At 64.1% G+C, this 23,442-nt stretch carries 26 protein-coding genes and 1 tRNA gene; 8 read left to right on the forward strand and 19 right to left on the reverse strand.

The features are described 5' to 3' along the window. Positions 1-11: 11 nt before the first annotated feature. Positions 12-1,970 carry an alkyl/aryl-sulfatase gene (locus tag GKE62_RS14690; RefSeq protein ID WP_230206722.1) on the reverse strand — a complete coding sequence of 653 codons (1,959 nt, stop codon included), beginning with the start codon at positions 1,968-1,970 and terminating at the stop codon, positions 12-14. Positions 1,971-2,033: 63 nt separating this feature from the next. Between GKE62_RS14690 and GKE62_RS14695 the strand changes: the two genes are divergently transcribed. The 4 genes from GKE62_RS14695 to GKE62_RS14710 all read left to right on the forward strand — a co-directional run bounded on the left by GKE62_RS14695 (position 2,034) and on the right by GKE62_RS14710 (position 5,037). Next, positions 2,034-2,717: a 2'-5' RNA ligase family protein gene (locus GKE62_RS14695; protein WP_370516009.1), complete on the forward strand. Its 684-nt coding sequence runs from the start codon at positions 2,034-2,036 to the stop codon at positions 2,715-2,717. Continuing rightward, positions 2,695-2,771, forward strand: a tRNA-Met gene (locus GKE62_RS14700). Before GKE62_RS14695 ends, GKE62_RS14700 begins: the two co-directional genes overlap by 23 nt. A gap of 192 nt (positions 2,772-2,963) precedes the next feature. Further along, a complete protein-coding gene (locus tag GKE62_RS14705) occupies positions 2,964-4,178 on the forward strand; it encodes an integrase arm-type DNA-binding domain-containing protein (protein WP_230206723.1) in 1,215 nt (404 codons plus the stop codon). Positions 4,179-4,305: 127 nt separating this feature from the next. Then, positions 4,306-5,037, forward strand: coding sequence for a class I SAM-dependent methyltransferase (locus GKE62_RS14710; RefSeq protein ID WP_195908417.1), 732 nt, complete (start codon positions 4,306-4,308; stop codon positions 5,035-5,037). An 84-nt stretch (positions 5,038-5,121) separates the two neighbouring features. Here the strand turns inward: GKE62_RS14710 and GKE62_RS19805 are convergent, their stop codons facing one another. From GKE62_RS19805 to GKE62_RS14725, 3 genes are all read right to left on the reverse strand, one after another. Then, positions 5,122-5,481, reverse strand: coding sequence for an HNH endonuclease (locus GKE62_RS19805; protein WP_154692886.1), 360 nt, complete (start codon positions 5,479-5,481; stop codon positions 5,122-5,124). An 82-nt stretch (positions 5,482-5,563) separates the two neighbouring features. Beyond that, complete coding sequence (locus GKE62_RS14720; protein WP_154692887.1) at positions 5,564-5,971, reverse strand: hypothetical protein; 408 nt, start codon at positions 5,969-5,971, stop codon at positions 5,564-5,566. Positions 5,972-6,398: 427 nt separating this feature from the next. Then, on the reverse strand, positions 6,399-7,598 hold the full coding sequence (locus tag GKE62_RS14725) for an IS256 family transposase (RefSeq protein WP_154691249.1): 1,200 nt from the start codon (positions 7,596-7,598) through the stop codon (positions 6,399-6,401). 203 nt (positions 7,599-7,801) lie between these two features. On the opposite strand from GKE62_RS14725, the gene GKE62_RS14730 reads away from it, so the two are divergent. Further along, positions 7,802-8,086 carry a hypothetical protein gene (locus GKE62_RS14730; RefSeq protein ID WP_154692888.1) on the forward strand — a complete coding sequence of 95 codons (285 nt, stop codon included), beginning with the start codon at positions 7,802-7,804 and terminating at the stop codon, positions 8,084-8,086. 166 nt (positions 8,087-8,252) lie between these two features. On the opposite strand, the gene GKE62_RS14735 is transcribed toward GKE62_RS14730, so the two are convergent. Continuing rightward, positions 8,253-8,678: an HNH endonuclease gene (locus tag GKE62_RS14735; RefSeq protein WP_154692889.1), complete on the reverse strand. Its 426-nt coding sequence runs from the start codon at positions 8,676-8,678 to the stop codon at positions 8,253-8,255. 101 nt (positions 8,679-8,779) lie between these two features. On the opposite strand from GKE62_RS14735, the gene GKE62_RS14740 reads away from it, so the two are divergent. Both GKE62_RS14740 and GKE62_RS14745 read left to right on the forward strand, forming a co-directional pair. Beyond that, positions 8,780-9,115: a hypothetical protein gene (locus GKE62_RS14740; protein WP_154692890.1), complete on the forward strand. Its 336-nt coding sequence runs from the start codon at positions 8,780-8,782 to the stop codon at positions 9,113-9,115. An 87-nt stretch (positions 9,116-9,202) separates the two neighbouring features. After that, positions 9,203-9,370, forward strand: coding sequence for a hypothetical protein (locus GKE62_RS14745; RefSeq protein WP_154692891.1), 168 nt, complete (start codon positions 9,203-9,205; stop codon positions 9,368-9,370). A 68-nt stretch (positions 9,371-9,438) separates the two neighbouring features. On the opposite strand, the gene maiA is transcribed toward GKE62_RS14745, so the two are convergent. From maiA to GKE62_RS14815, 14 genes are all read right to left on the reverse strand, one after another. Next, positions 9,439-10,215: a maleylacetoacetate isomerase gene (gene maiA / locus GKE62_RS14750; protein WP_230206724.1), complete on the reverse strand. Its 777-nt coding sequence runs from the start codon at positions 10,213-10,215 to the stop codon at positions 9,439-9,441. Positions 10,216-10,403: 188 nt separating this feature from the next. Then, entirely contained in the window at positions 10,404-11,636 is a 1,233-nt protein-coding gene (gene kynU / locus GKE62_RS14755; RefSeq protein ID WP_154692892.1) for a kynureninase, read from the reverse strand. After that, on the reverse strand, positions 11,633-12,121 hold the full coding sequence (locus GKE62_RS19460) for a tryptophan 2,3-dioxygenase family protein (protein WP_154692893.1): 489 nt from the start codon (positions 12,119-12,121) through the stop codon (positions 11,633-11,635). Before GKE62_RS19460 ends, kynU begins: the two co-directional genes overlap by 4 nt. 442 nt (positions 12,122-12,563) lie before the next feature. Then, complete coding sequence (locus GKE62_RS14765) at positions 12,564-13,079, reverse strand: LysR substrate-binding domain-containing protein (protein ID WP_195908419.1); 516 nt, start codon at positions 13,077-13,079, stop codon at positions 12,564-12,566. 121 nt (positions 13,080-13,200) lie between these two features. After that, positions 13,201-13,641 carry a MarR family winged helix-turn-helix transcriptional regulator gene (locus GKE62_RS14770; RefSeq protein ID WP_154692895.1) on the reverse strand — a complete coding sequence of 147 codons (441 nt, stop codon included), beginning with the start codon at positions 13,639-13,641 and terminating at the stop codon, positions 13,201-13,203. Continuing rightward, complete coding sequence (locus GKE62_RS14775; protein ID WP_154692896.1) at positions 13,631-15,226, reverse strand: GMC family oxidoreductase; 1,596 nt, start codon at positions 15,224-15,226, stop codon at positions 13,631-13,633. Before GKE62_RS14775 ends, GKE62_RS14770 begins: the two co-directional genes overlap by 11 nt. Next, a complete protein-coding gene (locus GKE62_RS14780; RefSeq protein ID WP_195908420.1) occupies positions 15,223-16,392 on the reverse strand; it encodes an oligopeptide/dipeptide ABC transporter ATP-binding protein in 1,170 nt (389 codons plus the stop codon). The genes GKE62_RS14775 and GKE62_RS14780 overlap by 4 nt, the downstream gene beginning before the upstream one ends. A 95-nt stretch (positions 16,393-16,487) precedes the next feature. Next, positions 16,488-16,973, reverse strand: coding sequence for an ATP-binding cassette domain-containing protein (locus GKE62_RS14785; protein WP_195908421.1), 486 nt, complete (start codon positions 16,971-16,973; stop codon positions 16,488-16,490). Further along, positions 16,963-17,805 carry an ABC transporter permease gene (locus tag GKE62_RS14790; protein ID WP_154692899.1) on the reverse strand — a complete coding sequence of 281 codons (843 nt, stop codon included), beginning with the start codon at positions 17,803-17,805 and terminating at the stop codon, positions 16,963-16,965. Before GKE62_RS14790 ends, GKE62_RS14785 begins: the two co-directional genes overlap by 11 nt. Beyond that, on the reverse strand, positions 17,802-18,260 hold the full coding sequence (locus tag GKE62_RS14795) for an ABC transporter permease (RefSeq protein ID WP_195908422.1): 459 nt from the start codon (positions 18,258-18,260) through the stop codon (positions 17,802-17,804). The genes GKE62_RS14790 and GKE62_RS14795 overlap by 4 nt, the downstream gene beginning before the upstream one ends. Beyond that, complete coding sequence (locus GKE62_RS14800; protein WP_154692901.1) at positions 18,257-18,805, reverse strand: ABC transporter permease; 549 nt, start codon at positions 18,803-18,805, stop codon at positions 18,257-18,259. The genes GKE62_RS14795 and GKE62_RS14800 overlap by 4 nt, the downstream gene beginning before the upstream one ends. Beyond that, on the reverse strand, positions 18,805-20,499 hold the full coding sequence (locus GKE62_RS14805; RefSeq protein ID WP_154692902.1) for an ABC transporter substrate-binding protein: 1,695 nt from the start codon (positions 20,497-20,499) through the stop codon (positions 18,805-18,807). The genes GKE62_RS14800 and GKE62_RS14805 overlap by 1 nt, the downstream gene beginning before the upstream one ends. Positions 20,500-20,515: 16 nt before the next feature. After that, entirely contained in the window at positions 20,516-21,136 is a 621-nt protein-coding gene (locus GKE62_RS14810; RefSeq protein WP_370516103.1) for a TonB-dependent receptor domain-containing protein, read from the reverse strand. Then, positions 21,094-22,776, reverse strand: coding sequence for a TonB-dependent receptor (locus GKE62_RS14815; protein WP_154692904.1), 1,683 nt, complete (start codon positions 22,774-22,776; stop codon positions 21,094-21,096). The genes GKE62_RS14810 and GKE62_RS14815 overlap by 43 nt, the downstream gene beginning before the upstream one ends. Positions 22,777-22,941: 165 nt before the next feature. Here GKE62_RS14815 and GKE62_RS14820 point away from each other — a divergent pair, with 165 nt between their 5' ends. Next, complete coding sequence (locus GKE62_RS14820) at positions 22,942-23,277, forward strand: MarR family winged helix-turn-helix transcriptional regulator (protein WP_154692905.1); 336 nt, start codon at positions 22,942-22,944, stop codon at positions 23,275-23,277. Positions 23,278-23,442: the final 165 nt, after the last annotated feature.

The raw sequence follows: 23,442 nt of genomic DNA on the forward strand, positions 1-23,442 counted from the left end.
GCGTTGCCAGATCAAGGCTCGACGATGTTGAACGGCCCCGGCAGGGGATCGAGCGAACCGGCCAGCGCTTCCACCGCCGCCCGGTCGCCCTCGACCTTGAGGCCGACGGCTTCAAGCTGGGCCAGCGGAACCTTGAGGAACAGCAGCCCCAGGATCAGCCGTCGCGGCCCGGTGAGGGTGGCGTCCGGATGTTCGAATCCTACGTTGCGTCCGAACAGCGTAGTTGGGCCCGCTTCCAGGCTGGCGCGCTCCTGGCGCTCCGGAAACACGAGATCGAGCGCCACCCGCGTACGGCCCAGTTTCGCCGGATCGTAGCGCGTCGCCGCCGAATCGAGCAGCAGCCGCGTCGGCACCGCGGCGATGACATCCTCGTTGTGGCTGTTGCGCGGCGGGGCTTTGGCGGGTTCGCGCAAGTCCTTGGCAGCGCTGAGGAACTGGTTGCGCCAGATCGCGCTCTCGGCCTGATAGCCCTGCTGCTCGTAGCTGTCGGCCAATGCCGCGCGCGCCGCCGCGTTGGCTGGTTCGGCGAAGACCAGCTGGTCGAGCAGGTCCGACGACCAGCGGTAATCGCCCGCGGCCATCGCCTTGCGCGCGAGCGCCAGCACTTTGGCCTTCCCGCCCATCGCCGCCACGTATCGCGTGGCGCGGTCGGTCGGGGGCAGGGGGTCGAGGTGCGCAGGGACGCTGTCGTACCAGCCGAGGTAATACTGGTAGATCGCCTTCGCGTTGTGCCTGTACGTTCCATAATAGCCGTGATTGGCCCAGGTCCCGGCCAGTTCGGGCGGCTGGACGACTTGCTCGGCGATCTCGTCCATCGTCTCGCCGCGGTTCATCCGCCGTACCGTCTGGTCGTGGAGATAGCGGTAGTTGTCACGCTGCGCGGCGAGGAATCCGGTCAGTTCACCCTGGCCGAAGCGTGGCCAGCAGTGGCTGGCGATCAGCGTGTCGCTTTTGGGGGCGTAGCGCTGCACCGCCTCGTCGAGCACTTCGGCCCACAAGTGCGCGTCGCGTACCTTGGCGCCGCGCGGGGTCAGGATGTTGTGGAGCGTACAGGTGGCGATCTCGGCGGCGAGGAAGGTGCGCGCGGGCGCGATCCACACGTTCATCTCCGACGGCGCCTCGGTGCCCGAGACGATCTGGAATTCGAGGCTGACGCCGTCGACCGATCGGGTCTCGCCGGTTTTCGCAATCGTGTCGGTCGGCGCGATCAGCGTGGTGGTGCCTGCCGACAGCGCCGGGCCGATCCCGCTGGTCATCTGGCCCTGCGCGCCGGGGCCGAGCCCGGTGGCGAACTGATAGCTCGCGCGGCGGCCCATCGCCGCACCGGCCATGATGTTTTCGGACGCCGCCTCCTCGATGAACCGCGCGGGGGCAATCACCGCGACCTTGCCCGCGGCGACGTCCTTCTCGTCGACCACGCCGCGCACGCCGCCGTAGTGATCGGCGTGGCTGTGGCTGTATATCACGGCGCTGACCGGGCGCTTGCCGAGCTGCGCGTCGACCAGCTCAAGCGCGGCGGCGGCGGCTTCCTTCGAGGTTAGCGGATCGATCAGAATCCAGCCCTTGTCGCCCCGGATCACAGTCATGTTCGAGACGTCGAAACCGCGCACCTGCCACACGCCCTCGGTCACCTTGAACAACCCGTTAGCCGCAAGCAGCGCCGCGTGGCGCCACAGGCTGGGGTTGACCGTGGCTGGGGCGGGGCCGGTCACGAACTTGTAGGCGTCGAGGTTCCACACCGGGCGCCCATCGGCGGCCCGGATCAGTGGATCGCCACGTGTCGCGATGAAACCGCGGTGGGCGAACGCGGCGTCCTGGCCGTCGTCGATGGGAAGCGCCGCGGCGGTCGCGCGCTGCGCGGCGACGGTCGCCGCGCTGGCCGGCTTGGGCGTCTCGGCCGAAAGACCGGCTGCGCTCAGCAGCGCGCTTGCGGCGAGCAGAAGCACCCCGCGATCGATCGACGCTTGCATCCCCGTTCCCCCGCCTGTTTGAAAGGAAACCTGCGCCACTGCGCGCCTCGTGGCAAGGATACGATGACCGCTCTACCCGTCTCCGCTCCACTCGCCTCGACCACCGCCCCGCTGCTCGTCACCGCGCAGCTTCCGCGCGACGTATTCGCGTGGGCCGACGGCCTGCGCCGGGCGCATTTCCCGCCCGAACGCAACAAGATCCGCGCCCACGTAACCCTGTTCTATGCGCTTCCGCCGAGCGTCGAGAACGAAGTCCGGCGCCTACTCGCACGGCTCAGCGCGGCCCCGCCTCCGCCGGCGCGGATCACCGGGCTAATGCCCTTGGGCGGAGGCACCGCCTTTGCGATAGAGAGTCCGGCGTTGTCCGCGATTCACGCGGAACTCGTCGAGAGCCTGCGCGGCGTCCTGACCGCGCAGGACAGTGCGCCGCGCAAGCTTCACGTCACGGTCCAGAACAAGGTCCCCGGCGCGGCGGCCAAGGCGCTGCAAGCCGAGCTGGCGCGCGACTTCCGCCCCCCGCGATTTCGCCTTCGCCGGGCTCGAACTCTACCGCTACCGTGGCGGGCCGTGGGAAGACGCGGGAAGCTGGCGGTTTCGAGGGGCGTGAGGATTTGCGCGTCGCGCATAGCGGGGTTTTCAGGGCGGTTGACCGCCCGAACGCCGCGCCCTAAGAGCCGCGCCTTGCCGAGCCGCCTTCGTCCAGGAAGGCACCGGTGGCCCATGGGGCGGAGTAGCTCAGCTGGTTAGAGCAGCGGAATCATAATCCGCGTGTCGGGGGTTCAAGTCCCTCCTCCGCTACCAAGGCCGATTCCGCGGCCATTCAGCGCGGTCCGCAAAAGTCCAGAAAATCATTTGTTCGCATAGCGTTACGGGTGATTCGTGTCCACCCACTTCCACTCCGCTCCAGGGCCAACCGAATTTGGTTTGGGGGTACTTTGGGGGTACTTTCGCGGGGTAGCGAGAAGGACCGGTACCCCCATGCCCCTGTCAGAGTTGAAAGCCAGGAATGCCAAGCCCAAAGAACGGGCCTACAAGCTTGCCGACGGGGAGGGCCTCTTTCTCCTGGTCCGCCCCAACGGTTCCAAGCTGTGGCGCATGAAATGCCGCGTCGCGGGGCGCGAGAAGCTGCTGTCGTTCGGCGCTTATCCGGCCTTGGGAATTGCCGCCGCCCGGGCCAAGCGCGCTGCGGCGCGCGAGCTGTTGCGTGAGGGCAAGGACCCGGTCGAAAGCCGGGTGAGCGTCGCAGTGGATGGCGACGACACCTTTGCCTCCGTCGCAACCCGCTGGCACGACAATCGCAAGTCGAGCCTCGATCCCGCCCACGCCAATCGGGTGTGGTCGCGTCTTGAACGCGATGTCCTGCCCTTTCTCGGTACGCGGCGAATGGACGAAATAACCCCGCCCGACGTGCTTGCGATGATTCGCAAGATCGAGGCGCGCGGAGCGCTCGACATCAGCCGCCGGGCAAAGCAGGGCGTCGGCCAGATCTTCCAGTTCGCCATCGCCTGCGGGCTCGCCGCCAACGACCCGACCACGCACCTGCGCGGCGCGCTCAAGCCGCGCCCGCGCGTCAAGCACATGAGCAAGCTGCCGCTGCCCGAACTTCCGACGTTTCTCGTCAAGCTCGATGGCTATCGCGAAGGCGAGGTACGCCGATCGGCCATCACCAGGGACGCGCTGCGCTTCGCGCTGCTCACCTGGGTCCGGACCAAGGAGCTGCGCCTCGCGGTGAAGTGCGAGTTCGAGGGGCTCGAGGGTCCGCGGCCGATCTGGCGCATTCCAGCTGCGCGCATGAAGATGGGGCGCGAGCACATCGTCCCGCTGTCGCAGGAAGCAGTGGAAATCGCGAATCGGTTGATTTGCAGCACGCGTGGTGAGTTTCTCTTTCCCGGCAACGCGCCCGGCAAGCCGCTATCCGAGAACACCATGATCTACGCGCTCTATCGGCTGGGCTACCATACCCGCCAGACGGTTCATGGGTTTCGGGGTCTGGCAAGCACCTGGGCGAACGAGCAGCTGGTCGAATTCGGTCAGCCCCCGATCTGGGTCCGCAAATATCACGAGGATTGGGTCGAGCTGCAGCTTGCCCACTCCGAGCGAAACGAAGTGCGCGGCGCCTACAATGCCGCCGAATATATCGAGCCGCGGCGCCGCATGATGCAGGATTGGGGACGGTTCGTCGGGTCAGGTGGCGTCCTAGAGTCATAGCCTGTGCGGGTTGGCAAGATCGCACCCACGCCGGAGCGGCCCGTCTCCCAAAGACCCCAAGTCAGTCGTTCTATGGCATTCCCGTATTCCCAATTGCAGCAGTCGGTAGATGTCGCCAAGATCGAGTATGATTGCCAGTTACGATACCATCGGCCTGAATTATGCTGATCTTCGCAAACCCGACCCACGCATAGCCGCTGCTATTGCCGAGGCACTCGGCCCAGCGGACACAGTGCTGAATGTCGGTGCTGGAACGGGGTCCTACGAGCCTTCCGACAAGCAGGTAACCGCCGTAGAGCCGTCGCTAGAGATGATCCGAAAACGCGGCTCCTCGGCCGCCCCGGCAATCCAAGCATCGGCTGACGACCTGCCGTTTCAAGATGATGCCTTCGATGCCGCCATGGCCATTCTCACCGTGCATCATTGGCCTGACAAGGAAGCCGGCTTGCGCGAAATCAGGCGGGTAACGAGAGGCAAGATTGTCCTCTTGACCTTCGACCCGTCGAGTCGCCCTTGGCTGACCGACTATCTTCCCCAGTTGGCCACGCTGGACGAAACGCAGATGCCAGCGCTGTCGGAGTATGAAAGGTGGCTGGGGCCAGTTTCAATTACTCCGCTTTTGGTGCCACATGATTGCACAGACGGGTTCCTATATGCTTATTGGCGGCGGCCGGAAGCATACCTCGATGCGCGCATCCGGTCCGGCAGTTCGTCCTTCTGGGCTATCGGTGATGTCGCAAGCGAGTTGGAGAAGTTGGCGCAAGATCTTGAAACAGGAGAGTGGTGGCGCCGCTACGCCGAGCTAGTTGCGCTGGAGTCCTTCGACGCAGGCTACCGTATCATCGTCGCGGACCGCTAAGTGGCATTTCGCTTCCCGCCCTAAGGCGACAATAACAGCCATTCCGCACTCGACCCCAAAGCTGACATCGACTCCCAGCGCTTGTCAGGTGTTACAGACATCGCAGAGAGCGAACTCGGATGTCACTACACCTTCCGTGAATGGATTGCTGCAATGACAGCATACCGACGGTGCAGCGGCATTCAGCACCCACTTGGTCGGCTTGCGATTTTGAGCGATTTGCTTCCCTCGATGCTGGTTGCAGTGGAAGCACGCTGCAGCCAGGTTCGACACGGTATCACGCCCGCCGTCACGCCGGGGGTTTTTGTGTTCCAGAGTTGGTCTCGTGGAGTCGGATTCCGTGAAGGGCCGCTTGCAATAGCAGCAGCGCCCCTCCTGTCGCTCCATGAGGCGCGTTCGCAAGCGTCGTGCGTATCTGCTGTTAAGTGACATCGCTCCCGACATCTATCGGCAGGCCCTTAACGTCCGCTTTCCACCCCCGAACCGACGGAGCACGACATTCCGGTCACGACCCCTTTTCAGACATTCAAACGAGCAAGCGAGCAGCTTGATGAGCTGGTATTGCGAGCAGGTTGGCTATCTCCTCAACCGTAATATCTGGTCGCTCGCGGCGCAGGTCCTCCGCAGTATCGACCAATGCCGGACATTGGGGGTCATCAAACCGCCAGGAAATGCCGGTGGCTTTGCCCAACGCCAAGACGCGCTCGTAGGTCAGGAACTCTTCGGGCCAAAGGTCGAACGCTTCGATTTCCTTCACCACCGAGGCAGTGAGGCGACGCAGATAGAAGTTGTCGTAGATGCGTTCGTCCTGCGCCACCATCCAACTCTGACGGCAGGCCAGACACGTGGAGACATAAAGCCACCATTGGTCGCCGCCATGCCTTGCGGTCTGCTTGAACGAGGCGAACACGAGCTCATTGAGTCCGATCCCCATCATCGGTATCACTGCAAAGTCCGCCAGCGCGGCACAGCAGCAGGTGTGAGGGATTGGAGATCGTTCGTCCATTTCGCGGCCTTATCACGATGTTGAGCTAACGACAGGTTTCCAACCCCACTGCGCCGGAACGGCCAAGCCGGTCACGACCCCGTTGCGGACGTTAGCTTTCACTCAACAGCTTAGGCTGTAAGCGCACGTCATATGCCAAGAGGAATCTCAGCATCGGTGTTGGAATCGACCTTCGCGAAGGAGGCGCCTGGCAAATTGCCGCTTGAGCGAGCGACGGCAGAGCGCAAGGAACATGGGATTCTCGTTTATCGCTGGCCGTCGCCTTGTGAGGCACTCGGCAGCCTTAGATCGTGTCCCACCATGTGGTGTAGGTTCGCTGGCGTAGTCGCAGCGATCTCCGGCCAAGCCGGATTGATCATGCCGCCATGGCTGGCAACCTGATGATGGTGTTATCGCTTAATCCCGAGACGCTTTCCAGCGTCATGTAGCGGCAGCGCTGAACGGCCCACTCGTCATTCTGTTCGAGCAGGATCGCGCCGACGAGACGGGTTATGGCCTCCTCGTTGGGGAAGATGCCGACGACGTCGGTGCGCCGCTTGATCTCGCCATTGAGGCGCTCGATGGGATTGTTGGAGTGCAGCTTGGTGCGATGCTGCGCGGGGAAGGTCATGTAGGCCAGCACATCGTCCTCGGCGCTGTCCATCAGCGCCGCCAGCTTGGGCACGGTCGGCCTGAGCTGATCAGCCACGCTGCGCCACTGGGCCTTGGCGGTCTCGGGTGTTTCCTGGGCGAAGGCGGTGGCGATGAACGCCGAGACGACCCGGCGCCCACTCTTGCCGGCATGGGCCAGGGCGTTGCGCATGAAGTGGACGCGGCAGCGCTGCCAGGTTGCGCTGAAGACCTTGGCGACCGATGCCTTGATGCCTTCATGGGAGTCGGAGATCACCAGCTTCACGCCGCGCAGGCCGCGGCGGGCAAGGCTGCGCAGGAAGTCCGTCCAGAACACCTCGGCTTCGGAATGCCCGATCGCCATGCCGAGGACTTCGCGCCGGCCGTCATTGTTGACACCGACCGCGACGATGACGGCGACCGAGACGATCCGGCCGGCTCGCCGGACCTTGATGTAGGTGGCATCCATCCAGACATAGGGCCAGTCGCCTTCGATCGGACGCTCGAGGAACGCCTTCACGCGGCCGTCGATCTCTTCGCACAGCCGGCTGACCTGGCTCTTCGAGATGCCGCTCATCCCCATCGCCCTGACAAGATCGTCGACCGAGCGCGTCGAGATGCCCTGGATGTAGGCCTCCTGGATCACAGCCGTCAGAGCTTTCTCCGCCATGCGGCGGGGCTCGAGAAAGCCCGGGAAGTAACTGCCCTTCCTGAGCTTTGGGATCCGCAGCTCGACGGTGCCGGCGCGGGTCTCCCAGTCCCGGTCCCGATAGCCGTTGCGCTGCGCGAGCCGCTCGGCATCCTTCTCGCCGTAGGCCGCACCCGTCAGGCCGCCGACCTCCAGCTCCATCAACCGCTGCGCGGCAAAACCAATCATGTCGCGCAGGAAATCGCCGTCGGCAGTCTTCCCAACCAGCGCGTGCAGGTCCATCTTGTCGTTGGTCATCGGTGTCTCCGTAAGTTGAGTTTCGCAACCCAAGCTTATCCGAAGTTCGCCGATGACCACCCGCGAAACTGACCGGCCGCTACAGCGCTAGTTGGGGAGCGCGCGTCCGGTCAGCTTCGCTACCCTCGAAACCTACACCACGCCCGGGGGCACGACCCAGCCTTAGGCTTTCGTTCAACCTCAACGAAGTTATGCTCGGCACTATGACCTTCCACACCCACGTGGATTCACACGCATGGGAAGTCCGCGCCAAACAGCCGTCAGCGCGCAACATGCCCAAAGCGATTGTCACAGCCGCAATTGAGATGGCCGATGGAATTATGAAGGGCGAATATGCCTTCAGTATCGAATACGCGCCCGACGGACGGCCTTTGAGTTTTGGTATGTCGCCCAAGGATGCTTTGAATCCACTCCGCGATGGAAGCGTTGCCGTTGGCTCCAATACTGAACGGTATTGGGACTGGCAGGGCGAAATTGCGACAGTCTAGTTCCTGGCGACCAACTGATTTCCACCCATTTGAGCCGCAGGATTGTCGGCCAGCTTGTCGGCCCGCCGCAAAGCAGTCTGGCGGTCGTCGGGCGAACGGCTGCCTGTCTGCTTCCCACCCCGAATGTGCGAGAGCGAACCAGCCGCAAACGACCCCCTTGCGGACATTAACCTTTCACCTGAAGGGCCGTGATGCACTTGGAAAGGTGGGCCTCAAGCGCGATCATGTATTCGATGCCCACCTCACTCCGAAACGTTATCAGGTCCGCTCCTCCCTTCGCTCGGTTACAGGGTCCGCAGGCAAAGACCATGTTGTGCAGAAAGTCGCACCCGCCGTCCTTCCGAGGGCGAAGGTGATCTCTTGTGCACTGCTGCGAGAGTGGCTGCGGTGGCATCCACGTCTTGCAGTGGAAGCAATGCCCGCCCCATTGTTCAAATGCTGCCTTGAGCGCTGCGGCCGCTCCAAGCTCCTTCTTATCCTTGCCGACCGTATAAAGCGCCGTCCCTTGCCCATCCAAGCGCGTGAACTTGATGGCGTTGTATGGCTTTTTCGGTAGAGGGTGAGCGGCGATCAGGGCTTGCAGCGAAGGCATGTGAATCGCTTAGCGACCAATGCCTAACGACCGCTTTCCACCCCGATCGCGACCGAAGCGGCCATCACTCTCGCGACCCCATTGCGGACATTAGCCCAACCGTGAACAAGGCCGACATGAGTAGCTCGCAGCAAGCGCTGTCGGAGGTCCGCGACGGCAGTTCCCTTTACTGGGCCTTCTACCATCCTGAGGACCGGCAGAAGGATCCTGAGCTTGTCGAGGTTCGACTAAATGCCACGCCGGAAATCGGGGCGAGCTTCGTTACGCCAGACGGATGGAAACTTGAGCGCGTTCAATGGGGCGATACGCCGTTTCTGCGTAGGCACCAGTCTCTTGAGCGCGAGGCCGTCGAAGCAATGCTCTTAGAGTTGCTGGAACTGGCCGACGCTAAGGGAATGCGGCTGCACTCTTGGCTACACGGCTCCAACTTGGACTAACGTCCGCTTGCCACTTCCAATGCGTCTGAACGGTCCAGCAGTTCACGACCCCGTTGCAGACATTCAAACCAACGCTAGACCTTTGCGATGATCAGCGAGCTTTTCCAGATTTCCTTCGAGTTTTTCGTGACCACTGTCTGGGATCGATATGGACCGGTTGTCGGCATCCTTTCGGCAATTGTCATTTTGGTGCTGTTCGTTGGCCTAGGTATCCTGGCGTTCATCTACATCCCGCGCTTGGCCACCGTCATTTAGGGGACCGTCCGCTGCCGACCCCATTGCCGTCGTTCAAAAGCGATTTCGACATACTGAAAGCTCGCCGCTCATCCGAGCCTCCTTGCGTCGGGAAGGCGCCTCGCATTCTGCCTTTGGAGAAAGCTGTGCGACCGTCGCAAACCGGACGATCCGTAAGGCTCCCGCCGCAGTCGAGATTCCCGGCACGCGCCGGCCATCCGGTCAGCGCGCGTCGGGCTGGGCCGTGGGATGCGCTCGCTGGAACGGCTCGAGCGCGTTGCATCGGGCATCGATGGCGACGAGCGTCGGACAGCCCCCGAGAGATCGCATTCGAGCCGCCGCGCGTTGAACAGCTGCGGAACCAGCAGGCAGTCGGCCATGGTCGGGTCCGTCCCGGCGATGAACGCGCCATGGCGCGCGTTGGCGACGACGAAGGCTTCGAGGCGGGTCAGGCCGTCGACCACCCAGTGACGGTACCAGGCGTCGATCGTCGCCTGATCCTGCTTCAGCTCGCGCTTGAGGTAGCGCAGCACGCGCAAGTTGGCGAGCGGATGGATGTCGCAGGCGATCAGTTGGGCAATAGCGCGGACATAAGCGCGAGCCCCGCGGTCGGCGGGAAGTAGTGCGGGCTCGGGATACCGTTCCTCGAGGTACTCGATGATCGCCAGCGACTGGACGAGCAAGCCGTCGTCGTCGCTGGCCAGCGCCGGCACCAGGCCTTGTGGGCTGACCTGCTCGCGGAAATCCTCAAGCGGACCGTGTGCGAGCAGGTCGACCGTTTCGAGATCGGCCTCCAGGCCCTTCAGCGCCATCGCGATGCGCACGCGATAGGCAGCCGAGGAACGGAAGTAGCTGTAGAGTTTCATCGTCGCACTCCCTGTCGCACCCGGTGATTTCGATCAAAAACGATCCGAAAGGAGAGCGCCGTCTCCGGGGACGCGTGGCTCGACGCCAAGCCGCTTTAGCATGACCGCCGGCCTGCACTGCGGCCACCTTCGAGCATGGCAGTTCGAGCACGCGCGATCCTTTCAGGCGAAATGCGTGGCGGGCGGCATCAGGTCACCGCCGCGCGCTCGCGATATTGCGGCTTGTCCCAGGCGCGGGTCGCACAGACCTCGCGAATCCGCTCGACCGCCTCGACGACGTCGGCGTGGCGCAAGTACAGCGGGGTCAGGCCGAAGCGGAGGATGTCGGGCGCGCGGAAGTCGCCGATGACGTCGCAGGCCTTGAGCGCCTGGACGATTTCGTAACCGTGGGGATGGGCATAGGCGACCTGGCTGCCCCGGCGCTCCGGCTCACGTGGGCTGATCAGGCGAAAACCGAACTCGCCGCAACGCTGCTCCATGCGCTCGATGAACAACTCGCCCAATCGCAGCGACTTGGCCCGGACCTCGTCCATGTCGGCCCGGCACAGCAGGTCGACGCCTGCTTTCAGCGCGACCAGGCCCAGCACGGGCGGGGTCCCGCACAGGAACCGGGTGATCCCGCTGGCCGGGCGATAGTCGTCCTCGAACGCGAACGGGCTGGCATGGCCGAACCAGCCGGACAGCACGGGCCTGGCGTCCTGATGCCGTTCTGCGACGAACAGGAACGCGGGCGCGCCCGGGCCGCCGTTGAGATATTTGTAGCCGCAGCCCACCGCGAAGTCGGCATGGGCGGCGTTGAGGTCGACGGGAATCGCGCCTGCGCTGTGGCTGAGGTCCCAGACCACGAGCACGCCCTTGTCATGCGCCTGGCGCGTCACTTCGGCCATGTCGCGGACGAGCCCGGACTTGTAGTGAACCTGGGTCAGCAGCAGGACCGCGACATCCTCGTCGAGCCGGTCGAGGACGGTCTCCGGGGCGACCGCGAGCGCCTTGATCCTGCCGCCGCTGAACCCCTCGATCCCCTGCATCATGTAGACATCGGTCGGAAAGTTGGTCTGCTCGGAGAGGATGACGCTCCGCCCAGGTCGCAGCGAAAGCGCGGCGCAGAGCGCCTTGAAGAGATTGACCGAGGTCGAGTCCGCGGCGATTACCTCGCCCGGGTCCGCCCCGATAATCGTCGCGATCTTGTCGCCGATCCGTTGTGGTGCGATCGACCATTGCGCCCCCAGCCAGGAGGTGATCAGGCCTTCGCCCCACTGCTCGCAGACCGTTTCGGCGAGCCGCGCTGCGGTCACCTTCGGCGCTGCTCCGAGCGAGTTGCCGTCGAGGTAGATCAGGCCGTCGCGAAGCTGGAAGGCCCCCCGGAAGCCCTGCAGCGGATCGCGCTCGTCGTGGCTGGCGATCTCGGCGTCCAGGGTCATGCGGGCATCTCTCGAAGGATGGCGCGTACCGGGCTGGCGTCGGCTCCGGCGATCTTCACGGGCAGCGCGATCAGCTCGTACCGACCGGCCGGCACGGCATCGAGGACGAGCCCTTCGAGGATGCGCATGTCTCCGGCCCGGATCTCGCGGTGGGCATCCATTGTCTTCGACTGCTCGGGATCGAGCGACGCCGCGTCGGTGCCGACGAGGCGCACACCCGCCTCCTCGAGCCTGTCGTCGCAGATCGCCGTCAGCGCGAGCTTGGCCTCGTGCAGGATCAGCTTGAGCCAGAGCTCCATTGTCTGGTGCATGATGATGAACAGCATCTCATCGGGCTTGTCCGACACGGGCACTTGCGCCGAAAGCAGCTGCTCGATCTGGAGATGGTGCGCATACGTCAGTCCCTTGTCCCACTGGATGGTCTCGCCTTCGACCTGGGCCTCGTAGGTCTCGGTGCCATCTTCGGCGAATTTGCGAACGGTCATAGGCTGCTCCGCAAGATGAGGCATCGGGCGCGACTGGCCGGTCCGAAACCGCCCATGGCTAGCACGGTTCCTGTACGGGGACTGCCCGCGTTATCGGGCGCGCGACTTGATCGTCTTGAGGCACACCGACTTCGAAAGCCCGACTTTCTGGTTCAGGCCGGCGAGTGACCGCCGACTTTCGCTTTCCAGTTCTGGCGACGATGCAGAGCTGTCGATCGTGGGACCCTGCGGGCTGGCGCTCGCCGGGCAAGCGAAGCTGGGCGCCCGACTGAGGCCCTTCAGACGTTTGCCGGGCTCTCATCGAACTGGCGCATCGCGCGGCACGCCAGATAGACGGTCCGGCGGCGAAAAGGTTGTGCGCGGGCTCGGCGGCATAGCGTCAACAAGGGTCTCAGCCCTGGTATTCGGGTCGCCGTCCGAGCCCGCCTCTCCCTACGGGAGATCACTCATCAACCGGCATGCCGATCGAAGGATCGAAACGGCTGCCATTCTCAGCAACGACCACCGCATCCAGTTGTCGCAGACTGTCGAGTGTTAAGCACTGTTCGGCGTATTGAGGCGCGCCTATCAGGATCAGCCTGCTTTCACGCAACAGTTCGCCGGCGGCTTCGCCCTCTTGAACGCGCCCTAGCCGGATCGCGATGTCGTATGCTCCCCTGTCCAATGCCCTTGGCAAGTCGCTGAGGTCGATCTCAAGCTGGATCGCTGGAAAGCGAGCGACAAGACCCGCCAGGATCGGCACGACCGTCCGGCGGCCAAATGCTTCGGGCATGGTCACCCGCAGCAGGCCTGCCGCTTCGGTGCCGACCGCCGAGGCGCCAGCTTCAGCCTCAGCAAGAGCGGCCAGTCCGGCGCGGGCTGCGAGGAATTTGGTTTGGTCGATGTGAAGCTTGGTCTTGAGAGAAACGCCACCACGCTCGCTCTTCACGCCAAATCGATCACTCGGTTGATCATTCACTTGTCGAGCGGTGCTGACGCCAAGGCCGCATTCCCCGCGCGCGCGTCCCGGACCGGACAGGCGTTTATCGGCCCAAAGCTCCATTTATACGTCTACATTGCCTCTGAGAGTGACTCCGCCGCTAAGCTTTGATTTCCAGCGCGCGAGCCAATCGTCGTAGTTCTTCAATCCGCAAAAGAGGCTCCAGTTTTGTCGCAAGGTCTTCCTGCGCGTCTTCGATCTGCAACATCGCGCTTCGGCCCTTGCGGGTAAGGTGGTGGCGGGCACCATGCAGACCTGTCTTTTTGGGCTGCCTTTCAAGAAAGCCATCGCCTTCGAGCTGCTTGAGATGCCAGGCCACCGAGCTCACATCGAGAGCGGCTATTTGAGCGATTTCCTTTTGAATGGCGTCGGGATGGGCGGCGATGACCTGTAGCAACGCCGCATTGCGTGGAGTAAGCCCGAGACGGATAATGTTTTGATCAAGCCTATGCTCGATTGCGCGTCCGATCTTTGCCATGAGGATGGGCACGCGCACTGCGCTCGTCACGCCATCGGGCAGAGTGGGGAGATCACTTGTCATGAGCGCGGATCATCGAAGCAGCCTTCTCGGCGATCATCATGGTCGGCGCTGCGGTGTTTCCGCTGGTGATCGTAGGCATGATCGAGGCATCAACCACGCGTAGACTCTCGACCCCCCTGACGCGCAAGGCGCCGTCAACCACGGCCCGCTCGTCGGCTCCCATCCGGCAAGTACCGACGGGATGGAAGATCGTGTTGGCGCTCGAGCGGACCCACGCGTCGATCGCATCGTCATCGTCGTCGGAAACCCCGGCGCCGGGCGCGATCTCTTCGCCGCGGAGCGGGTCAAGGGGAGCCTGGCCGACAATGCTGCGGATGAGCCGGGTGCCCTCTCGCAGGCACTGAACGTCAAGGGGATCATTGAGATAGCATGGATCGATGCGAGGCTTGGCGCCCGCATCGGGGCTTACGATATAAGTGGTGCCCCGGCTGTGCGGCCGCAGTTGGTACAGGTTGGTAAGAAAGCCATGCCGCATTTGTCCCAGCCGGGTCGTCGCCAGCGACAGGCCGGGCACGGCGGTTATGTGGACGTCCGGCTCGTCGAGATCGCGGCGGGTCTTCAGAAAGCCGCCCGCCTCGAGCGGAACCGACGACGCGGGTCCTTTGCCCGCCGCCAAGTCTCGCAGGCCGGCCCAGATCGCACGGTCCGGGCGCATCAGGCCGTAGAGCGTTACCGGCTGCGTGCACGTATGCTGAACATAAATTCCCAGGTGGTCCTGCAAGTTGCGCCCCACCTCGGGACTATGCGCTACCACGGGTATTCCCAGTTTTTGGAGGCGTTCGCCGTCGCCAATGCCCGATAGCTCCAGAAGTTGAGGCGAGTTCACCGTGCCGGCACACAAGATCACCTCGCGCTTCACGGTCAGCTCGCGTCCGTCGAGCAAGAGGAGCCCGGTGCACTGCCGCTGGTGAAACGTCAGCTTCGCGACCTGGAGGTCGGTAATGACCGAGAGGTTCTGGCGCCCTCGTATCGGATCAAGGAACGCAGTGGCTGCGGTGACCCGGCGCCCGTCTCGAATATTGAAATCGTAGTAGCCTACACCTTCCTGGCGCGCGCCATTGAAGTCGGGATTGAGGTCCGCGCCGGCGGCGCGCGCACTGTCTAGCCATGCCCCGTAAATCGGATTTTCGCCGCGCGCCCGTTCGGTCCAAAGTTCGCCCTCGTGACCGTGAAAGTGCCGGTCGGCATGGCTGACGTTGCGCTCGAACGAGCGGAAGAACGGCAGGACGTCCTCGTAACCCCACCCAGCGAGCCCCGACTGGCGCCACTGGTCGTAATCGGCGGGCGTGCCACGGATGTACATCATCCCGTTAATCGCGCTCGACCCGCCGAGTACGCGGCCCCTTGGCCACACCAGCGAGCGCCCGTCCAAGCCACCCTGAGGCACGGTCTCGTATCCCCAGTTGAGCGAGGGCATGAAGTACAGCAGGCCTGCAACCATCGGTACCCGGATGAGCGGGTTGCGACCGCGACCTCCCGCCTCGAGCAGCAGGACGCGAACGCGAGGGTCGGCCGAGAGTCGGTTGGCCAAGAGACAGCCTGCGCTGCCGGCGCCGACGACGATATAGTCGAATGGCCCGTTCATGCTGCTTGCCTGACGAACGGCGGCAACTCGCCCGCGACGGCACGCCAGCAGCGTACCTCACCTGCGCCATCGGCGAGAAGGGACTGCCGTTCCGCGATACACCGCGGACGCACGTACGCACAGCGCGACGCGAGGTAGCAGCCCGGAGGCAAATCCACTGGCGAGGGAATCTCGCCATCGAGCCGCTCGAGCGGGGGGTTGTCCACTCGTCGGCGGGCCGGATCGACGCTGAGGTGCGCGGCAATCAGGGCGCGGGTGTAAGGGTGGCGCGGAGCATGAAAGATCTCTGATGTCGGACCCGTTTCGACGATCTGTCCCAGATACATCACGGCGACGCGATGACTGATGGCGGCGACAGTCGTCAGGTCATGGGAAATGAACAGGAAGGCGGCTCGCGTCTCGCGCTGCAATCGCGCGAGCAATGCTGTCAGGTCGCGGCGCGCGGGAGGCGCGAGGACCGAGGTCGGTTCGTCGAGCACAACGAACGCCGGTTCGGTCGCCAACGCACGGACGACGGCGGCGCGTTGCAAGTCTCCCGCCGAGCAGTCTCGGGGGCGCTCTTCGGCGATGGCTCCGCACCCGACCAGCCCCAGCAATTCTCGCGCGCGCGCTTCCGGATTGGCGAATCCATGCGTGACGAGCGGCTCGGAGACAGACCGCAAGACAGACCAGCGCGGGTCGAAGCTGTCAAAGGGGTCTTGCCGGACGAGCTGCACGCGGCGGCGCAGCGCGCGGAGCGAGCCTGGACCCAGTTCGGCGACGTCCTGGCCGACGATCCGGACTGTGCCGGAATCGGGCCTTGTCAAACGGAGCAGCAGCCGTCCGACCGTGGTCTTTCCGGATCCAGATTCACCGACCAGGCCGACGGTCTCGCCCTCGCTCGCGGTCAGGTCGACGTTATCGACGGCGTGGACAACGGCCCGGCTGTTTCGCAACGGGAAAGTCTTGGTGAGCGCCTGCGCCTCCAGCACCGCTGGCCCCCCGTCCGCCACGGGAATGGCGTGCGTTGTTTCGCCCGACCTTGAAAAATGCTCTGCAACCGATCGATCCGCGACGATGCGTCCGTGCTCCATCGTCAGCACGCGATCGCAGTAGTTGGCGAGGATGCCGGGCTCCTGAGTGATGAGCAGCACTGCCGCCTGGCGCTCGCGCGCCGCCGCCGCCATCATGTCCAGAAATGCCGCCTGAACCGTAACATCAAGCCCGCTGGTCGGCTCGTCGGCAATGAGGACTTTTGGTCGGGCGGCCAACGCGGCCGCGATCAGGGCCCGCTGGGCCATTCCCCCGACAGTTCGTGCGCGAAGGCGTCGGCCCGGCGTTCGGCATCGTTGATCCCCACCAGGCGCAGCATCTCAATAGCATGTGCGGCCGCCTCGTGGGCGCCGCCGCCCCGATGCGCGCGCCGGATACGACCGATCTGGCGTCCGATCGGGAGCATCGGGTGGAGCGCAGCGCGAGGGTTCTGGACGACCAGCGCAATGTCGCGACCGCGAAGCTTGCGAGCGAGCGCCGCTGGCAACGTCAGGAGATCATCGTCCCCAAGCCTGACCGAGCCGGCGGTCAGCGCGAGCGGCGGGCGGGCCAGACCAAGCAGCGCGAGGGCGAGCGTCGACTTTCCCGCTCCGCTCGGGCCAGTCAGCCCCACGATCTCGCCGGCGGCGAGCGTAAGCGTGACCCCATCGACGATCGCCGCGCCCATCGGCGTCGTAACGGTCACGCTGCTTGCGACAAGCGCGTCAGCGGTCATGGTGGCGCTCGAGGGCATGGCCGAGGCAGGCGAAACCGAACACAGTGAGCGAAATGGCGATCCCGGGCACCAGCGCCGGCCACCAGTCGCCAAGTACAATTCCGCCCGCGCCATTGGCGATCATAAGGCCCCATTCCGGTGTCGGAGGGCGCACGCCCGCGCCGACGAAACTGAGCCCCGAGGTCAACAGAATGGCGAAGCCGATGGTCACTGAGCTCTGCACGAGGGCGGGTCGCAGCGCGTTTGGAAGGACGTGAAGGAGCGCGATCCGCCATTCGGTGGCGCCGCCGGCGCGGGCCGCCTCGACGAACCCACGGTCCTTTACGATCAGTACTTCGGCCCTCGTGAGGCGAAGGTAGATCGGCGCGTAGAGGAGAACCATGGCAGCGACGATGTTGCCCAAGCTGCGGCCGCCAAGCGCGACCAGGATCATCGCGGTGATGAACACCGGGAACGACTGCAGGAGGTCGGAGGCACGCATCAAGGTCTCGGTGGCAAGGTTGCGGAAGAACCCTGCCACCAAGCCGAGCGAGACCCCCACAGCGAAGCTGGTGAGGTTGGCCGCCAGCGCGATGACCAGGTCGGTCCGCGCGGCCACGATGGTGCGACTGAGCACGTCGAAACCTGCAGCATCGGTGCCGAGCCAGAAGGGCGAAGGGCCATGAGAAAAGAACAGGCCGGGCCAATCTGAAACCGGCGGCGGAGGTTGCGATACCGCGCCGCTGGCCAGGGTGGGGTCATGTGGTGCCAAGGCAGGTCCGAACACCGCACACAGCGCGGCGACTGCAACGATGACGATGCCCGTCCCCAACAACGCGCGTTCGCCGCTCACAGCGCGACGCGCGGATCGAGCGCCGCATGGGCCAGGTCGATCAAGAGGTAGATTTGGAGCGACAGCCCGGAGATGACGAGGACCACGGCCTGGATCGCAGGATAATCGTAGGCCAGAATCGAGCGTACGGCGTATTGCCCCAGCCCACCGAGCGAGAAGATGGTCTCGACCAGAACCGCGCCCCCGATCATGAACCCGAACAGGACCCCGATGAGGGTCAGTGAAGGCGCGAACGCGGCGCGCAGGGCTTCACGCGCTATGGTGCTGCCAGGCAGTCCGGCGGCGCGGGCGTAAAGCGTGAAGTCAGCGGCGAGGGCGGTTCCCATGTTTTGCCGGATCATCTTGATCAGCGGTCCCGACAGTACGAAGGCGAGCGTAGCGACTGGCAAGGCGAGGTAGCGGAGTGCTTCGCCGAAAATGGCGGGCCGGCCCGCGAGCAGCGCGTCCAGGGTCATGAATCCGGTGAGCACGGGGGCGGCTCGGTCAACGGCGACAGCCGTCCGATCGGCCCCGGCGCAATGCCGAGCCATACGAAAAACACCAGAATGAAGACGATCCCCCAAGTGAATTCGGGCTGCGAGCCGGCGAACAGGCCATAGATCAGTACGCCGCGGTCGCCCGCGCCGCCGGGACGCAGCGCCGCCGCCGCCCCGATCGGGATGGCCAAAGCCAACGCGACCATAAAGGAAAGAAGGATGAGCTCGATCGTCACCGGAAGGAACTGAGCGATCTCCTGCGCGACGCTTCCGCCGGAGACCCACGAGGTACCCAGGTCCCCGCGTCCGAGCGCCGCCACGTACGCGGCGAACTGTTGGCCCAAGGGGCGATCGAGACCGAGGTTGGATTTGGCGACCGCGTAGGCTTCGGGGGTGGCGTTGAGACCGACGAAACGAGCCACCGGGTCGGCTGGCAGGAGCCGGATGAGGAAGAAGACCGCGACGACCAGGACCGCCAGTTGGAACAGTCCAATGCCCAGCCGCTTGAGAACAAAGCGGGCCATCACCGAGCGTAGCTTAGATCGCCGAAGCGGACGGCGTTGTCTGGATACCATCCGAGGCCCCTGAGCCGAGAGTCCGCCGCCCACTGCGTTCGGTATTCGACAACCGGGGCCCACGCGACGTCGGCGATCAATCGGCGTTGAATAGCCGCGATAGCCGCCGCGCGGCGCCGCGGATCCGTCTCCACGCGGGCTGCCGTCCACAGCCGGTCTACCGCTGGATTGGCGTAGTTCACCATATTGTTTACGCCTCCCGCGTCGGGGGAAGCGAAGAACAACTGAATTGCGTAGCCTGCATCAAGCGCGGCGGGCTTTTCCTGGTCGTTCAGCGCGAAGGGCAGATCCTTCTTGACCAGCTGGCGGTCGCCATACTGGGTGGACGGGATCGGGTCGAGTTCGGCGGGAATGCCAACATCGCGCAAGGCGCTGCGGACCGCGCTGGCGATCGGCCCCAGGCTGGCCTCCTTTTCCGCGATATAGGCGAGGCGGAATGCGTCCGCATGGCTCGCAAGTCCGCGGCCAACCGGGTAGCCTGCCGATGCCAATAGCCGACGCGCCTCCGCGCGGTCTTCGCGCACTGCCGCCGCGTCACCGACAAATCCAGGGTAGCGGGAGGGCACGACACCGGTCCATGTCCGGGCCGCCCCAAAATACCCGTTGCGTATGATCCATGCTCGAGGGAGCGCGGCAGCGACGGCCCGGCGCACGCGTACGTCGTCGAACGGCTTGGTTCGCCAATTCATATGGACGAACAGGTTCTCATTACCTTCGGCCCCGAGCACCCGCACACCCCGCGCGTTGCCGACGCGCAAATACTCACGCGGGGTCAGACGCTCGGCTAGCTGCGCTTCGTGCATCCGCATGAGAACGTAGCGATTGGCGGACTGGGGAACGCGCTTCATGACCACGCGAGCAATGCGCGGGGGCCCGCGGTACCAACCCGGGTTTGCGACCAGCACCATTTCGCTCCCCTTGACCCAGCGGGCGAGGCAGTAGGCACCGAAGCCAGGAACGTTCGTGCCGTTGATCGGCGCGTGGCTCCAAGGGTCGGTACGGGTCGCCACCGCGCGCGCGGCGCGGTGATCGAAAATCAGCAGGCCGAAAGTGGCGAGCGCATGAAGGAACAGAGCGTTGGGCGCCGATTGGCGAATGCGCACGGTGTAACGGTCGAGCGCTACAACCTCGTCACCCAGCCGACGACGGCCGGGGTCGGTCAACACCTTGGGGTCGAAACCGTCGACCGACGCGACAGAGGCCAGGAACCAGCCGATGGGCGCCGCACCGGATACCGATTTGGCGCGCGCGAACGTATACACAACGTCTTGCGCAGTCAGCTCGTTGCCCGCGCAGCTTTTCACGCCGCGACGCAGCCGGAACGTCCATGTGCGGGTCGCCGGAGCATAGGCCCAGCTTTCCGCGAGCCGTCCCTCGAACCGGGTGCCGTCGGGCAGCGACACGCCGCCGGGCCCCGGCACGCGCGCATAGCCCACCAGCGGCTCCATCAGGTTGACGAACCCGGTCTGGGTCGTGGCGATTGCGGCGGCCGGCCCATCGCTGTCCAATCCTGCCGGGATGTCTTCGCTGACGAACACGAGCGTCTGCGGATCGAAACCGCGTGGCCGCCCGCAGCTCGCCACGACGAAGATCGCCAACGCCAGCGCCCCCAGGCCCGCCATCCTGACGCGAAGCCTGCGCAACCCAGCTCTCCTCGGCTCAGAATTTCATGGCCAGCTCCGCACCATAAGTACGCGGCGGGGCCTTGAACACCGCTTGAGTGAACGGCAATGGCACTCCGGTGAAGATGACGATGACGTCGCTGTTGTAGCGCTTGTCGGTGAGATTTTTTCCCCACAACGAGAACGACCAGCGCGCGGTCTCGTAACTCGCGCGCGCCGAGAGAATGTCGAGCGGAGAGCGGCGCGCGGCGGGCGAGTTCTGCGCATCGAAGTAGACGCGCCCGGTATGGTCCCAGCGTCCGTTGAAAACCAGCGCGCGGTCCTGCCCCAGCTCGACTTCATAAGTGGCGTCGAGCGAGGTCTTCCAATTGGGAACATACGGCGCCTTGTTGCCGACCGAGGCCGGATCGCCGGCATAGCGGGTAATCTTAGCGTCGACATAGCCCAGTCCGCCGCGCAGCGTGAAGGCGCGAGTGGGACGCGCCGCGAGTTCGAGCTCCCCACCAGTAACCCGCACCCGGTCGATCACCGTCACCGCGTTCAAGAAGCCCTGCGGGATGAAACGGAACAGCTGCGAGTTCTTCTTGTAGGTTCTGAACAACGCGCCGTTGAGGGTCAGCGCGCCGTCGAGCCACTGGGTCTTGGCGCCCACCTCAATATTGTCGGCTTCCTCGGCCGCATACTGGTTTGGAGCTGCGCCACTGGTGACGGTGAACGCCTGGGCAGCGTTGAACCCCCGGCCTTGAACCCCTTAGCATAGGTTGCATAGAGGTTGATCGCATCTTGCGGCTGCCAGGCGAGGCTGACCTTCGGCTGGAACTGCTTGAAGGTGTCGCGGCGCACTTGTCCGGCGGTCGCGGAGAACGGCGGATTGGGTGTCGCCGGATTACCGTCGAGATCGACCGCGGAGGATCCGAACGCCACATCCACCGCGCGTTTGCGCTCGTGGTCGTATCGGCCGGCGAGCGTCAGCGTGAGTTGGTCGGTGATGTCCCAGTCGATATTGCCGAAGACCGCCCACGCCTTGGCGAAGACATTGTCGACGGACAGCCCCGTGGTCCGGTTCGGACCGGCCAGGACGGGTGGTGAGCGATCGACGATGAAGCCGGCGTCGTCGGCCCCCACTGCGGCCAGAAGGAACGGCGTCTCACTGATGTCGGCATAATAGGCGCCGAAAATATAGCGAAGCGCCCGAGCGGATGGCGAGGTGAAGCGTAGCTCCGTGGTCTTCGCGCTATGCTGACGTTGATTGTATTGGGTGCCGTCGCCGGAGCCAGCTGAATAGGGGTAGCCGTCCGAAGCGAAGATGTTTTGCTGGCGCTCGTAGGACGATACGCTTGTGATCCGTCCCCAGTCGGCGTCGTAGTCGGCGCGCAACGTATAGAGCTGGTCGGTCTTGTGGTTGAAGTTGTCGATGTTGGAGACGAACGGGGCTCGCGCGAAGTCGGCATCGACGATCGGGGATGATGTCTGCAAACCCGGAAAGAGCGACTGTGAAAGGTAGTTCGTCGCGGCACCTTCGATCTTCGAATAGAATGCGCTGGCTTGCACGCGGATGGCCTCGGATGGAGTCCAGTCAAGTCGGATTCGCCCGGACTTCTCGTTGTACGGATCGACGAACTTGTTGGTTGTCACACTTCTGTAGTAGCCGCGGCCGTCGCGAATGCCGCCTGCCACGCTGACCCCGAGGCGTTTGGGTACCAGCGGTCCCGACACTCCGAACTGAGCATAGGCGGTGTCGCCATTTCCGTAGCCCACCCGCGCCCTGCCTGAGAAAGTGTCCCCAGGCGCCATCGTCGTGATGTTGATCGCGCCGGAAACGGCGTTGCGCCCATACAAGTAGCCTTGGGGGCCCTTCAGCACCTCAATTTGGCGAACATCGAGCAGATCCTTGTTGAGGCCAGTGGCCCCGGTGAGGACGACGCCGTCGATGACCACGGCAACAGGCGCGTCAGTGTTGAGTGCCTGCGCATCGCCGCGGACGGTGATGCGCAGATCGCCGGCGTTGTTCGCCTCCACTGCCGACAGATTGGGGGTCGCGTTGATGAAATCGATGGGCCGCGTAATGTTGGAGCGTTCCAGTTGCGCTGCGGTAAACGCCGTTATCGATGCGGGCACATCCTGCAACCGCTCGTCGCGCCGAGTGGCGGTGACGATGATTTCGTTTCCGGTACCGCCGGACGTCTCCGCCTGGGGAGAAGATTGGCTGCTGCCGCTCGGTGCGGTCTGCGCAACCGCGTTCGTACCAATTGACGCCGCCGCGATTGCGGTTGTGGCAACACCCAACTGCTTGATCATCCCTCGCCTCCCAGCCTGATGACATTCCCAGTTGCTCGAATATATCTTTCGCGAAAGCTATATGTCAAGCTAGTTTGCTGGCGCTGCCTTTAGGCTGTAGAATGAAGCTCTGGCCGAGTTCGCTCAAGGAATGCTAGTGACTGGCCTCGCGCCAAGGAGAGACAAATGGCCGCCAGCGCCAAAAATGATCGACTGGAATTCCTTTCTCAAAAGTGGAATGAGAGGCGCCCTGACCTCGATATCAGTCCATGGCAGGTCTGGGGTAGGATCACCCGTATTCACGAATTGTTCCTTGCCGCCATAGCCGCACCGCTGTCGAGCCACGAACTCAACTTCAAAGAGTTTCAAACGCTGGCCGCGCTCGTGCTCGCGGGAGAACCCTACGAAGCGTCGCCCAACCAAATCGGCCGTTTCAATTTGCTGACCTCGGGCGGGGTAGCAAACCTTCTCGCTCGCATGGAGCGCGAAGGCCTGGTTGAACGCCGTCCCGACCCCTCATGACCGTCGCTCGGTGATTGTCCGGGCAACAGACAGAGGTTTGAAAGATTTTGAGGCCGCAGTCGTGGAGGAAAATACGGTCGAACACGCGTTACTTGACCCATTGACTAGCGAAGAGCGCGAAATTTTGGCCACTCTGTTACGGAAATTACTACTTGCAATCGATCC

This window comes from Novosphingobium sp. Gsoil 351, assembly GCF_009707465.1.
Classification (GTDB): Bacteria; Pseudomonadota; Alphaproteobacteria; order Sphingomonadales; family Sphingomonadaceae; genus Novosphingobium.

What these genes read in the sequence shown, in the direction of transcription:
- GKE62_RS14695 (WP_370516009.1), top strand. Translation starts at nt 2,034, where the DNA reads ATGACCGCTCTACCCGTCTCCGCTCCACTCGCCTCGACCACCGCCCCG.
- GKE62_RS14795 (WP_195908422.1), bottom strand. Translation starts at nt 18,260, where the DNA reads ATGACCCTGGACGCGCTGCTCGCGGGCCGGCCCGCCATTTTCGGCGAA.
- maiA (WP_230206724.1), bottom strand. Translation starts at nt 10,215, where the DNA reads ATGAAACTCTACAGCTACTTCCGTTCCTCGGCTGCCTATCGCGTGCGC.
- GKE62_RS14780 (WP_195908420.1), bottom strand. Translation starts at nt 16,392, where the DNA reads ATGGCGGCGGCGGCGCGCGAGCGCCAGGCGGCAGTGCTGCTCATCACT.
- GKE62_RS14800 (WP_154692901.1), bottom strand. Translation starts at nt 18,805, where the DNA reads ATGGCCCGCTTTGTTCTCAAGCGGCTGGGCATTGGACTGTTCCAACTG.
- GKE62_RS14770 (WP_154692895.1), bottom strand. Translation starts at nt 13,641, where the DNA reads ATGACAAGTGATCTCCCCACTCTGCCCGATGGCGTGACGAGCGCAGTG.
- GKE62_RS14730 (WP_154692888.1), top strand. Translation starts at nt 7,802, where the DNA reads ATGACCTTCCACACCCACGTGGATTCACACGCATGGGAAGTCCGCGCC.
- GKE62_RS14725 (WP_154691249.1), bottom strand. Translation starts at nt 7,598, where the DNA reads ATGACCAACGACAAGATGGACCTGCACGCGCTGGTTGGGAAGACTGCC.
- GKE62_RS14690 (WP_230206722.1), bottom strand. Translation starts at nt 1,970, where the DNA reads ATGCAAGCGTCGATCGATCGCGGGGTGCTTCTGCTCGCCGCAAGCGCG.
- GKE62_RS14710 (WP_195908417.1), top strand. Translation starts at nt 4,306, where the DNA reads ATGATTGCCAGTTACGATACCATCGGCCTGAATTATGCTGATCTTCGC.
- GKE62_RS14745 (WP_154692891.1), top strand. Translation starts at nt 9,203, where the DNA reads ATGATCAGCGAGCTTTTCCAGATTTCCTTCGAGTTTTTCGTGACCACT.
- GKE62_RS14735 (WP_154692889.1), bottom strand. Translation starts at nt 8,678, where the DNA reads ATGCCTTCGCTGCAAGCCCTGATCGCCGCTCACCCTCTACCGAAAAAG.
- GKE62_RS19460 (WP_154692893.1), bottom strand. Translation starts at nt 12,121, where the DNA reads ATGACCGTTCGCAAATTCGCCGAAGATGGCACCGAGACCTACGAGGCC.
- GKE62_RS14775 (WP_154692896.1), bottom strand. Translation starts at nt 15,226, where the DNA reads ATGAACGGGCCATTCGACTATATCGTCGTCGGCGCCGGCAGCGCAGGC.
- GKE62_RS14815 (WP_154692904.1), bottom strand. Translation starts at nt 22,776, where the DNA reads ATGATCAAGCAGTTGGGTGTTGCCACAACCGCAATCGCGGCGGCGTCA.
- GKE62_RS14785 (WP_195908421.1), bottom strand. Translation starts at nt 16,973, where the DNA reads ATGACCGCTGACGCGCTTGTCGCAAGCAGCGTGACCGTTACGACGCCG.
- kynU (WP_154692892.1), bottom strand. Translation starts at nt 11,636, where the DNA reads ATGACCCTGGACGCCGAGATCGCCAGCCACGACGAGCGCGATCCGCTG.
- GKE62_RS19805 (WP_154692886.1), bottom strand. Translation starts at nt 5,481, where the DNA reads ATGTCGGGAGCGATGTCACTTAACAGCAGATACGCACGACGCTTGCGA.
- GKE62_RS14820 (WP_154692905.1), top strand. Translation starts at nt 22,942, where the DNA reads ATGGCCGCCAGCGCCAAAAATGATCGACTGGAATTCCTTTCTCAAAAG.
- GKE62_RS14720 (WP_154692887.1), bottom strand. Translation starts at nt 5,971, where the DNA reads ATGGGGATCGGACTCAATGAGCTCGTGTTCGCCTCGTTCAAGCAGACC.